Origin of the sequence: Myxococcus sp. CA005 (assembly GCF_006518205.1) — a bacterium.
GTDB classification, from domain to species: Bacteria; Myxococcota; Myxococcia; order Myxococcales; family Myxococcaceae; genus Myxococcus; species Myxococcus xanthus.
This window is the reverse complement of the sequence record NZ_SRLV01000104.1, coordinates 17,629-28,570: the sequence shown is the minus strand read 5'-3', so window position 1 is coordinate 28,570 and position 10,942 is coordinate 17,629. Positions and strand designations below refer to the sequence as shown.

Below are 10,942 nucleotides of genomic sequence, written 5' to 3'. Positions count from 1 at the left end.
CTGCCCGAAGTGCGCCGCCGCCTTCAGCACCTGCTGCTGCGCCGCATTGGCCACTGCCCACTTTGCCTGCGCCACATCGGCGCCCGCGCACCTCCTCGGGGGCCGTCACGCATGTGACCGGGTAGTATTAAGCACGAAGGCCCCGCGATATTCATCGCGAGGCCCATGTAAAACAAAAGGGCCCTACCGGTTGGTAGGGCCCTTCGTTCAGCTCCCCGACTGAAGCCCTGCGCGAACTCGTTCTCGGCGATTCTCTGAGAGGGCTCAAACTCTCTGAGGGCCGAAAAACCGAGTGATATCCAGCGGTTTCAAAGAGGGGGCTTGGGGCCCCCTTCAATCGGGGACCGATTGAATGTCCGCAAACTACACGGTGGGTGACCCCCCCGTCCATGGTCTTGATCCTTTCGGCATTCGCTTCACAAGGAGTGCGTGGCGGCGACGCTCGTGGGCTCGCGGGCGACGCGCTGAGGTGGGTGAAAGTCGCATGCTTCGACGCGCGCGCAGGTGAAGGGACGAAGCTCTGCCCAGGCGGCCGACCTGGCCCGCGTCCACGGCCGCTGCGGGTGGCGTTGGGCCAGCCGCGCCTAGCTGCCGGGGACTGGCTCGGTCCGGCGCTGCCACCGCTACTGCCACCGGACGAAGGGGCTTGGAGTGGGGCGAGGGGCAGGTCAGGTTTCTGCGCGCTGGGCGCGCTTTTCGTAGAATCGCACGCCATGGGCCTCCTCACCTTCGGTCTCAATGTGACTTTGGACGGGTGCATCGATCACACCCAGGGGATCGTGGACGACGAGCTGCACGACTATTGGAGGCAACTCATGGAGCAGAGCGGGGCGATGCTCTTCGGGCGCAACACCTACGAGCTGATGGAGGGCGCCTGGCCCGCGGTGGCACGCGACGAAAAGGCGCCGCGCGCGATGCGCGAGTGGGCACAGAAGCTCGAGGCGAAGGCGAAGTACGTCGTGTCGGGCTCGCGGAGCGACTTTCCGTGGCAGAACACGATCAAGGTGGAGGGTGACCTTCGTGAGGCGATCTCGGCGCTGAAAGCGAAGACCGAGCGGGGTGTCCTCGTCGGAGCGCCCAAGCTCGCGGCTGCGCTCGAGGAGTTGGGGCTCATCGACGAGTACCGCATCGTCGTTCATCCCATCATCAGTGGCAGCGGGCCGACGTTGTTTCATGGCCTGTCGAGTGCGCGGCATCTCGAGCTCCTCTCGACGCAGCGGTTCAAGTCCGGCGTGCAGGCGCTCCACTTCCGTCGCAAAGCGGGATGAGCGTGGAGGGACCCGAGCGCTTCACCGGCGGCTGCCTGTGCGGCAGCGTCCGCATCGGCGCGTCAGGGTGGGGTTGCTGAGCTCTAGCCTGCAGGCGCTGAGTGGCGCGTGCGGTGGTTGCATGGGACGGCGGACCTCAACCGCCAGGGCAGCGGCACGGCCACGGTGCGGGTGTCGGCGCCGGGGCTGTACCGCGTGCGGAGCGTCGCGAGTGCCCGGCGTGCCCGGGACGCCTATGTCAAGGTGACGGAAGAGGATGGTGCCCTCCACGCCACCGTCCTCGGGGTGGATGAGCAGGTGCCGCGCACGACAGGGCCCGTGCTCCAGGACCTGGAAGAGCGCTTCGGCACCACCTCCGCCCGCGCCGAACGCGCGGTCGGTCAGAGCGCCAGCGCCAGCTGCGGCGGCGACTGCCCCGTCCGCGGCAGCAGTCTACTGGCAGTACCAGGACTCCACGCCGCCGGGATTGGTCGCGTCGCAGCACGTCGGATTGTCCAGTGCGTAGATGTAGCACTGCCCAGGAATGCAGCTAGTCCGAAACTGGACGCCGACTCTTTGGCCCCGAACGTACACGCATTGGTAGTCGCTCCCCCTGTAGTTGTCGCACGTAACACCATATTGCTTCCTCAGACAGGCCAACTCGTAATCCGTATTGGTGTTGCATACGGTGCCCCGCTCCTTCGAATTCAGAACCAGCTCGTAGCACTGCCGGGGCTCGCTCTCAGCACCATCACCGCCACCACACGCCGCCATGGCGAGCACCGCCGCCGTGATCGCAATCCACTTCATTTCCGCTCCCTGGTTGGACGTGAAAGTTCGGCGAACCAATATACGCGGCCTTGAGGATCTCGGCGACATGCGGCGGGAGCCCAGTCCGTTCGGTGGCCCGAACAGGTACCACTTCGACGGACTGCTGGCTGCTCTCCACCGCCTCATGGATGACGACGCGGCGCAGAAGGAGGCAAAGAAGGCTGGGGAGATCAAGCCAGGGGGAACGAGCCATGGAAAACTCCGCATTCCTGCTCGGGGTCCTCGTTGGTCTCGTTGTAAGGGACATCTGGCGGAGCCTGCTGACGAAGGGAAGCTAGTCGGTAGAAGCTGAGAGGGCCTTGGGGGAGATTCCCGAGGCCCTTGACTTGAGGGGAGCGACCGCGCGGCGCAACCAACCGCGCGGTCGCTGAAGCAAAGTAGAATGAGCTGCCTGATGCGGGTGCTCAGGCCCGGTGTGGTCACCTGTTGGCGAGGGCTTCTCGTGCATGGTCACCCGGATTGGCAGGCGTCTCCCTCTCCTCATCCACACGGGGCATGGCGAACAGATACTCCTCAGCACGCTACTGGCGCGCTGCGCGAAGCTGCCACGCTTCAACGTCGAGGAGCAGATGCCGATGCTCGCCGGCTAAGTGCTGAACCACCTGCGTGCGGAGACGGAGAGCCGCTACTTGTTGGACGACCAGGCGCGCGCGGCCTCGAGCATCGGCGTGTTGGGCGAGGCCTTCCGGGCGGCTCGTGCCTCGAAGGTGGAGATGCCCGCGGACCCGCTTCTTCACATCGACCTGGCGTGGCCATGAGCCTGACGGAGATTTCGGAGCGCCTCGCCGAGCAGGAACGCGCGAATCCCGCGCGCCTCGCTCACCTGCCTTGACGCACTGCCTGAAGGGGCCTTGGCGCGCGCATGACGCGGCGAGCGAGTATGGGGTAGGCGCACTAGGTTTTGGAGCCTCAGAAAAGGCCGAGCTGCTTTTCGTGGGGTATCGGCAGGACGCCGATGATAACCCACGGATTCGGAGCCACTTGGTGCCACTGCTGCGTGGTGCCGAGGAATAGATGGAGGTCCTTCTTGAGGAATTCGTCCATGTACTTCTGGCGAACCTTGGCGATTGCGGTGCGCTCGTCGCCGTTCGCGCGATTGAGGCAGTTCCAGTAGAGTGCGCCGATCTCCCAATCGAGGATCTGCTGCTCGCTCTTTTTCCCCGAAGCGTCCTCGAACCGGTACGAGAACTTGTAGGGCAACTTCGGGATCACTCTGAAGGTCTCGCGCCAGGTGTTGTCTTCGAAGAGTTCGTGCTGCCTCGATGCCTCGCGCATCTCGCGCACCTTGTTGATATCCCAGTCGCGCTCGTCCTCTTCGACGATAAAGTCGTGGATGCGCGCGGGCTTGAACACGGCGAGAGAAATCTGGTTCGCCTTCGCGCCGGCGATCAGTTCCTTGAGGTTGTCGTAGACGCGGGACTTTTTGAGCAGGAGGTCCCGACGCTCACTCCAGTTGTGGCTCGTGTCCATCTCGCCGACGGGCACGAGCTCGTGCTGATCCACGGGCCGGTAGGTCTCGGGCCGCACGTCGACGGTATTTCGCTGAAGGCGGCACTCGACCCAGTCGAATTTGCTGTACTGCTCCTTCTCATCAAGGCGGCGGAAGGGAACCGGATAGATGCGCACCCAAGTGCCATCCTTGCGGACGCCTGCCGTGCACACCGTCTCGCCGTACTTCCGAGAGAGCGTGGGGTACGTCTTGACGGTAATGAGAACGCGCTGCTTTTCCATTTTGGCCCCGCCCTCTCACAAATGCTTGGCGTTGTAATCCTTGCCGAACTTGTCTTCGAGCGCTTCGGCCACGCAGTGGCGGTGGCACTGGTTCGGAGCGTGCTCGTAGCAGGTGAGAGCTACGCGCTCCTTCTCGCCTACCCACGTGCGGATCTTCTCAAGAACGGTGCCTTGCTTGGGGAGCCATGTACGCTCGTAGTCATCAAACAATGCGTCGTAGTCTGCCTGAGTGTCGAGCCCCTGGCGCTGCTCCGATGCAATCCCGAGCTCAGGAAGGTGCTCGTAGCGGATTCCGACGTTCTCGCAGATGCGTGCGAGCGTGTTCTTCGAGAACCCGTACTTCCGACTGATGGGGTTGCGACGCACGTCGCAGAGGATCGTGATGCCGTTCTGGAGCAGCTCATTCAAGTAGCTCTCGACTGAGTGGCCCTCGTAGCCGATCGTATGCAGCGCGGAGTTTGAGCGCGCCGCGCGGACCACCTCGATGCGAGCGAGCGCAGCTTCGTCGCCCTTGAGCACACGCTCAGCGATCTCGCTGCGCGTCGCAAAGAACGGGTAGCGCCGGTACGTGTCGACGACCAACTCGTCGCCGCGTAGCCGATGACTGCGCGCGAAAGCGGAGAGTTGAAGGTCGGGAGTGCGCCCGATAACCTTCCTGCCTGCGTCGGTAAGCCGCCATCCATCGTCGTCCTCGATGAGGCCGTGTGCGACCAGCTTGCGGCAGTCCGCGTACGACGTGAACGAGAACGCACCGAACTTGTAGGGCACGAAGTCGTAGGGTGCGTTCGTCGGCTGCTCCTGGCAGTAGAGGAACAGGAGCTTCTGGAAGTCGAGCTTGCCAGCCGTCCCACCGAGGGCGTCGAGGAGCTGCAGGAGCTGACGCTGTCGCGAGAACAGCATCGGCGTTGTGCGCGAGGCGGTGAGTGTGTTCGTGGCGGTCATTTCGTCTTCTTCCTTGTTGTCGTCGTTCGCCGCACTGGCATGGCCCGCGTACGCGCTTTGCTAGCTCCACCAGCGCGCACCCAGTCGTCAACCTCCGAGAGCTTGAACTTCCAGAGCTTCCCTCCCCGATGTGCAGGGAGCCTCTTCGCATCGAACCATCGGAACAGGGGAACCTTGGGGACCCCGATGCGAGCCGCGACGGCGTCGACCGACCCTCTGGCCTCGGGAAGCTGAAGCTGCGTCGCGGCGCGCATGCGCTGAAAATCTATCAAGATCCGGGTAGTTGCCAAGGTCCACTATCAGGTGGGCAGGGTCGGTCAAGCTCGTAGAAACGAGGTTGTCCCTCCGTCCTGCGCCTTCTTGGAGCGGCGCTTCGGGAGCCTTGCGTCGCAGAGCATCGCCCATGCCGCCCGCTGCGCGGCCACATCCCGGCGGCGAGCACGACCAGGAACTGGCGCGCCTTCAGAGTCATCCGCCCGTCGTTCGCCAACAACTCCAGGATGCGTGTTTACACGTCGGACGTGCGTACGGGCAGGTCGAGGAGTTGTGTGATCCGTGCCCGGGGCAGCCCGCGGCTGGCACGAGACGGCGGCCAGATCGATGAGCGCAGGCATCGCGGGGAGCGCGCGCGGACGGCCTCTGCGTTCGGTGCTTCTGATACGCGGGCAAGCTGGACACAGGTGGCCACTTGGCCTGATTCTCCTGCAGCCCGCGGCGATGTGTACGCGGAGAACAATTGGCTGTGGGGAAATGTAAGTGAGCGCTCTCCTGGACCTTCTTGAGCACTTTCGGACCACTGCCGCGACGAATCGCGAGCAGGGCACGTACTTCGAAGAGCTAACCGTCGCCTTCCTAAAGAACGAGCCCGCGTACCGAGAGCTGTACCGAAGCGTCGAGCCATATGCGGCATGGGCCGAGCGCCACAGCCTCGACAAGCGGGATGCCGGCATCGACCTCGTGGCGGAGTCCTTCTCCGACGAGATCCACGCCATCCAATGCAAGCTGTACGCGCCCGACTACCGCGTGCAGAAGGGTGACATCGACAGCTTCTTCACGGCCTCCGGCAAGAAGCCGTTCACCCACCGCATCATCGTAAGCACGACGGACCTCTGGAGCGAACACGCGGAGGAGGCGCTTCGAGACCAGAATACCCCTGTCACAAAGATTGACCTCGCGGCGCTCGAGAAGAGCGCCATCGACTGGTCCCGCTTCGCGCCGCGGAAGGCGCCCGTCCTCAGGAAGAAAAAGACGCCCCTTCCGCACCAAAAGACCGCATTGAAGGCGGTCCTCGAAGGGCTGAACGCGTCCGAGCGAGGCAAGCTCATCATGGCTTGCGGCACCGGAAAAACTTTCACAAGCCTCAAGATTGCCGAGCACCTCGCGGGGGAGGGCAAGCGTGTTTTGTTCCTCGTTCCGAGCCTCGCACTTCTCTCGCAAACCCTCACCGAATGGACGCAAGAGAGCGAGGCGCGCATTCAGAGCTTTGCGGTCTGCTCCGATTCGGATGTGGGCAAGCGGCGCAAGAAGGACGATGACACCGTCCAGACCTTCGTCCATGAACTTCAGTACCCTGCGACGACCAACGCAGCGCGACTGGCGGCAGCGATGAAGAAGCGCCACGACGCCGAGCACATGAGCGTCGTGTACGCGACCTACCACTCCGTCGAAGTAATTCACCAGGCGCAGAAGAAGCAGGGGCTCCCGGAGTTCGACCTCATCATCTGCGACGAGGCGCACCGCACCACCGGCGCGAGGTTCGATGGGGAGGAGGAGAGCCACTTCGTCCGGGTGCACGATGGGGATTACATCCGCGGCAAGAAGCGCCTCTACATGACGGCGACGCCGCGGATTTTCGGTGACGCGGCGAAAGCCACGGCCGAGCGGGACAACGTTGCGCTCTGCTCGATGGATGACGAGCGCCTGTACGGGCCGGCTCTGCACGTCCTCACGTTCTCGGAGGCGGTCAAGCGCGGACTGCTCGTCGACTACAAGGTCATTGTCCTTGCAATCGAGGAGTCCCACGTCAGCCGCCGCATCCAGAGCCTGCTGAAGGATGCGAACAACGAGCTGCGTGTCGACGACGCAGCGAAAATCGTGGGTTGCTGGAAGGCGCTCTCAAAGCAGGGACTCCAGGAAGGAATCACGGACGACCATGCTCCGATGAAGCGGGCGGTTGCGTTTTGCCAAGTCATTGAGCGCCCGACGGGAGCGAAGGTCCACAAGGTCGGCTCGAAGAACATCGCCGACATGTTCCAGGCTGTGGTCGAAGCCTACCAGCAGAGCGAGCCAGCAGACGGCAACGCCGCAACGTCCGCGGCACTGCGGTGCCAAGCCGAGCACGTAGACGGCAGCATGAACGCCTCGGAGAAGGAGGCGAAGATTAGCTGGCTGAAGGCGGAGACGCCCGAGGATACCTGCCGCATCCTGAGCAACGTGCGTTGCTTGTCCGAAGGCGTCGATGTACCCGCTCTTGACGCAGTTCTCTTTCTCACGCCTCGCAAATCGCAGGTTGACGTCGTGCAGTCGGTCGGGCGCGTGATGCGGAAGCCGGCCGACAGCAGTAAGAAACGAGGGTACATCGTCCTCCCCGTTGTCATCCCTGCGGGAGTCGAGCCCCACGATGCGCTGAACGACAATCAGACGTACAAGGTCGTCTGGCAGGTGCTTCAGGCTCTGCGGTCGCACGACGATCGCTTCGATGCGATGGTCAACAAGCTCGAGCTTGAGGCGAAGGACCTCACGAAGATGGAGGTCATTGCAGTTACCGACAAGATTACGAAGCGCACTAGGTCGGCCGAAGGCAAGAAGGAGGCTGCGAAGAGAACCGCGAGGGGCGGGAATACGATTGGTGCTCCCCAGAACCTCAGCCCGAAGCCCGAGCAGCAGGAGATGGAGTTCGAGATTGGTGAGATCGAACACGCCATCTACGCGAAGCTCGTCCAGAAGGTTGGCAACCGCCACCACTGGGAGGACTGGGCGAAGGACATCGCCAAGATTGCCCGCACACACATCGACCGAATCACCGGCATCCTCGATGAGTCGAGGAACACGCGTGAGCGGGAGGCCTTCGATCGGCTCGCAGAGGAACTGCGCGACGACCTGAACGACAGCATCACCCGGGACGAAATCATCGAAATGCTTGCGCAGCACCTCGTGACGAGGCCGGTTTTCGAGGCGCTCTTCTCAGGCCACAGCTTCGCTGCCGAGAACTCGATGTCGCGCGCAATGCAGGGAGTCCTCGATGCACTCCAGGAGCATCGCCTCGACAAGGAAGCGAGCACCTTGGAGAAGTTCTATGCCTCGGTGAAGATGCGTGCCGAGGGCGTCGAGAGCGCCCAAGGCAAGCAGAAGATCGTCGTCGAACTCTACGACAAGTTCTTCCGCAACGCGTTCCCGAAGATGTCCGAGCGCCTTGGCATCGTGTACACGCCGGTCGAAATCGTCGACTTCATCCTGAAGAGCGTCGACCATCTCCTACGCGCCGAGTTCGGCCAAACGCTTGGTAGCGAGGGAGTGCATGTAATCGACCCGTTTACCGGTACCGGCACGTTCATCACGCGTCTGCTCCAGAGCGGGCTGATTGCGGAGGAAGATCTGCCGCGCAAGTACGCCAAGGAGATTCACGCAAACGAGATCGCCCTGCTCGCGTACTACATCGCGGCGATCAACATCGAAGCGGCCTACCACGGACTCGTAGGCGGGATGTACGTGCCTTTCGAGGGCATTTGCCTAACTGACACCTTCCAACTCTACGAGAAGGACGACCTCATCTCGCGCGTGCTGGTCGACAACAGCGCGCGCCGAAGGAGGCAGAAGAAGCTAGATATCCGGGTGGTCGTCGGGAATCCCCCATACTCAGAGGGCCAAGAGAGCGAGAACGACAACAACGCCAACCTCGCCTATCCACTTCTCGACGCACGAATCGCCGCAACCTATGTGGCGCGCTCCGATGCAAAGCTCGCGAAGAATAACTACAACAGCTACATCCGAGCCATCCGGTGGGCGAGCGACCGTGTTGGCAACCGTGGAATCGTCGGCTTCGTCACCGGGGCGGGTTTCGTCGAATCGAACACCACAGACGGACTGCGTCGGTCTTTGAAAGAAGAATTCAGCAGCATCTACATCTTCCATCTGCGCGGGAACGCACGTTCGTCCGGCGAGCGCCGCCGAATGGAAGGTGGAAATGTCTTTGACATGGGCAGCCGCGCACCAGTTGCAATCTCATTTCTGGTGAAGAACCCGGACGCCAAGGAGCACGGCAGCATCCAATTTTACGACGTCGGCGACTACCTTTCTCGCGACCAGAAACTCCAAGCTATTGCGAACTTCGGCAGTATCGTCGGAATCAACGAGGCGAACGGCTGGACCCGCATCACCCCCGATGCCCATGGTGACTGGCTTAGGCAACGCGATGAGAGCTTTGATAAATATATCGCTCTTGGAGTGAAGGACAGGAAAGAGTCGTCGCCACGACTGTTCGAAAACTTTTCGCTTGGCGTCGTCACAGCACGGGACGCCTGGGCCTTTAATGCGTCCAGGCGCGGCATCGCCGAGAACATGGTGCGGTTGATTGAGTTCTATAACGCTGAACTCACTCGCTTCAACAAGGCGCACCAGCAGCTCGATAAGAGGGGGCGCGAGGCACGAATCGAAGACTTCATCAATACGGATCCGAGCAACATCAGTTGGAGCCGGGCCCTGAAGAATGAGCTGGCCAAAGGAATCGCCTTGGAGTTCGACGCAAGGCGAATTGTGCCGAGCATCTACCGCCCCTTCACGAAGCAGTGGCTCTATTTTGACCGCAAGCTGAACGAGATGGTCTACCAGATGCCCCGGCTATTCCCGCACGCGAGCGCCGAGAATCGGGTTATCATGGTCAAGCAGCGCTGGTCCGGCACGGGACATCTTGCGTTGATGCTGGACGTCGTCTCCGAGTTTCAGATCGACGGCGGAGCGCAATGCTTCCCTCTCTACCTCTACGATGGGGGGAACAGCGCGGATGGAGCTGACGAGTCGCAGGGCCAGCTCTTTGCTACTGCGAAGAAGGTGCCCGCCAGCCTTGGGCGCCGTGACGGCATCACCGACGTAGGCCTCGCTCACTTCCGGGACGCCTACCCTGGAGAGACCATCACGAAGGAGGACATTTTCTACTACGTATACGGAATGCTCCACTCCGCCGATTACCGCGAGCGCTTCGCAGATAATCTTGGTAAGGAGCTCCCTCGGATCCCGCGCGTGAAGAGGGCTGAGGACTTCTGGGCATTCAGTCGCGCCGGCCGCACGCTCGGCGATCTCCATGTCGGGTTCGAGCAAGTCGGCGAGTATCCAGCTCGTGTCGAAGGTCCCGCCAAGCCTTTCGGAGCGAGTTACCGCGTCGAGAAAATGAGATTCGGCAACGGTAAGGATAAGAGCGTCATCCACTATAACGACCACATCACCGTTCGCGACATCCCACTCGAGGCCTACGAGTATGTCGTAAACGGCAAATCGGCGATCGAGTGGGTTGTGGAGCGACAGTGTGTAAAGACCGACGACGCGAGCGGCATCGTGAAGGACGCGAACGCCTGGGCGGCTGAGACAGTCCGAGACCCGCGCTATTCGCTGTCGCTCCTGCTACGCATAATCACTGTCAGCCTTGAGACGGTCAGGCTCGTCAATGCACTCCCGCGATTGGAAGTGATCGAGGACTCGGGTTCCACGAAGGCGGACCGCAAGGTGGTTGCGTGAGCTGAACCAACCTCTCGGTTTATTGTGTGTCCTCGCGCCGTCCCTCTTGGTGTGCGCGGCCGGCCAAGACGGCTTCCCGAGGCGATCTTGAGCCTCCATTGTGCGCGCTGTACTTCCCGCGCCGCATGGAAGCGTGCGGCCGGGGGAAGGCGTCGCGACGAAGGAGAAGGCCGGGAGCGAAAGCAAAGGAAGGGACGTGCACATTAGACGTTGTGGCGCTCGTGGTTGGCAGCGACTATCATGGGAGAGATGCCATCCGACCCTAAGTGTATGCACTGTCTTGAACCGTCGAGTCGGCATCAGAACGCATACAGATATTGCCCAAGATTGGTTGTGCTTAAATTTGTCGACGGGACTGGGCGCGACGTAATCCACCGAATCCTCGTCGTCATGCTGTTGGCGCGCTATAGGGAACTAAAGGACCGCCGCAGGTATGAAGAGGCAGCGGCCGTGGAAAACTGCAT

The 10,942-nt window shown here is 62.0% G+C and carries 7 protein-coding genes; 3 read left to right on the top strand and 4 right to left on the bottom strand.

Features of this window, described 5'->3' with window-relative positions; all coding sequences use genetic code 11:
• Positions 1-713: 713 nt before the first annotated feature.
• Positions 714-1,268 carry a dihydrofolate reductase family protein gene (locus FMQ63_RS32065; protein ID WP_011551906.1) on the top strand — a complete coding sequence of 185 codons (555 nt, stop codon included), beginning with the start codon at positions 714-716 and terminating at the stop codon, positions 1,266-1,268.
• A 730-nt stretch (positions 1,269-1,998) separates the two neighbouring features.
• On the opposite strand, the gene FMQ63_RS37640 is transcribed toward FMQ63_RS32065, so the two are convergent.
• Positions 1,999-2,271 (bottom strand): hypothetical protein, encoded by a 273-nt coding sequence (locus FMQ63_RS37640; RefSeq protein ID WP_176973865.1) that lies wholly within the window; start codon positions 2,269-2,271, stop codon positions 1,999-2,001.
• 397 nt (positions 2,272-2,668) lie between these two features.
• Here FMQ63_RS37640 and FMQ63_RS37635 point away from each other — a divergent pair, with 397 nt between their 5' ends.
• The gene (locus FMQ63_RS37635; RefSeq protein ID WP_011551909.1) at positions 2,669-2,836 is read left to right on the top strand and encodes a hypothetical protein; all 168 of its coding nucleotides are present in this window, start codon (positions 2,669-2,671) and stop codon (positions 2,834-2,836) included.
• A gap of 151 nt (positions 2,837-2,987) precedes the next feature.
• On the opposite strand, the gene FMQ63_RS32055 is transcribed toward FMQ63_RS37635, so the two are convergent.
• Genes FMQ63_RS32055 through FMQ63_RS32045 form a run of 3 tightly spaced genes read right to left on the bottom strand, consistent with a single transcriptional unit; the run spans position 2,988 to position 5,005 of the window.
• Positions 2,988-3,809, bottom strand: a complete 822-nt coding sequence (locus tag FMQ63_RS32055) for a hypothetical protein (protein WP_011551910.1) — start codon at positions 3,807-3,809, stop codon at positions 2,988-2,990.
• Between the two features lie 15 nt (positions 3,810-3,824).
• Positions 3,825-4,751: a DUF488 family protein gene (locus FMQ63_RS32050; RefSeq protein WP_020478948.1), complete on the bottom strand. Its 927-nt coding sequence runs from the start codon at positions 4,749-4,751 to the stop codon at positions 3,825-3,827.
• The gene (locus tag FMQ63_RS32045) at positions 4,748-5,005 is read right to left on the bottom strand and encodes an excisionase family DNA-binding protein (RefSeq protein ID WP_011551912.1); all 258 of its coding nucleotides are present in this window, start codon (positions 5,003-5,005) and stop codon (positions 4,748-4,750) included. The genes FMQ63_RS32050 and FMQ63_RS32045 overlap by 4 nt, the downstream gene beginning before the upstream one ends.
• 502 nt (positions 5,006-5,507) lie before the next feature.
• On the opposite strand from FMQ63_RS32045, the gene FMQ63_RS32040 reads away from it, so the two are divergent.
• Complete coding sequence (locus FMQ63_RS32040; RefSeq protein WP_011551913.1) at positions 5,508-10,478, top strand: type ISP restriction/modification enzyme; 4,971 nt, start codon at positions 5,508-5,510, stop codon at positions 10,476-10,478.
• Positions 10,479-10,942 lie beyond the last annotated feature (464 nt).

Excerpts from the sequence above, each read along its gene's own strand:
- FMQ63_RS32045 (WP_011551912.1), bottom strand. The coding sequence starts at position 5,005 with ATGCGCGCCGCGACGCAGCTTCAGCTTCCCGAGGCCAGAGGGTCGGTC.
- FMQ63_RS37640 (WP_176973865.1), bottom strand. The coding sequence starts at position 2,271 with ATGGCTCGTTCCCCCTGGCTTGATCTCCCCAGCCTTCTTTGCCTCCTT.
- FMQ63_RS32055 (WP_011551910.1), bottom strand. The coding sequence starts at position 3,809 with ATGGAAAAGCAGCGCGTTCTCATTACCGTCAAGACGTACCCCACGCTC.
- FMQ63_RS32065 (WP_011551906.1), top strand. The coding sequence starts at position 714 with ATGGGCCTCCTCACCTTCGGTCTCAATGTGACTTTGGACGGGTGCATC.
- FMQ63_RS32050 (WP_020478948.1), bottom strand. The coding sequence starts at position 4,751 with ATGACCGCCACGAACACACTCACCGCCTCGCGCACAACGCCGATGCTG.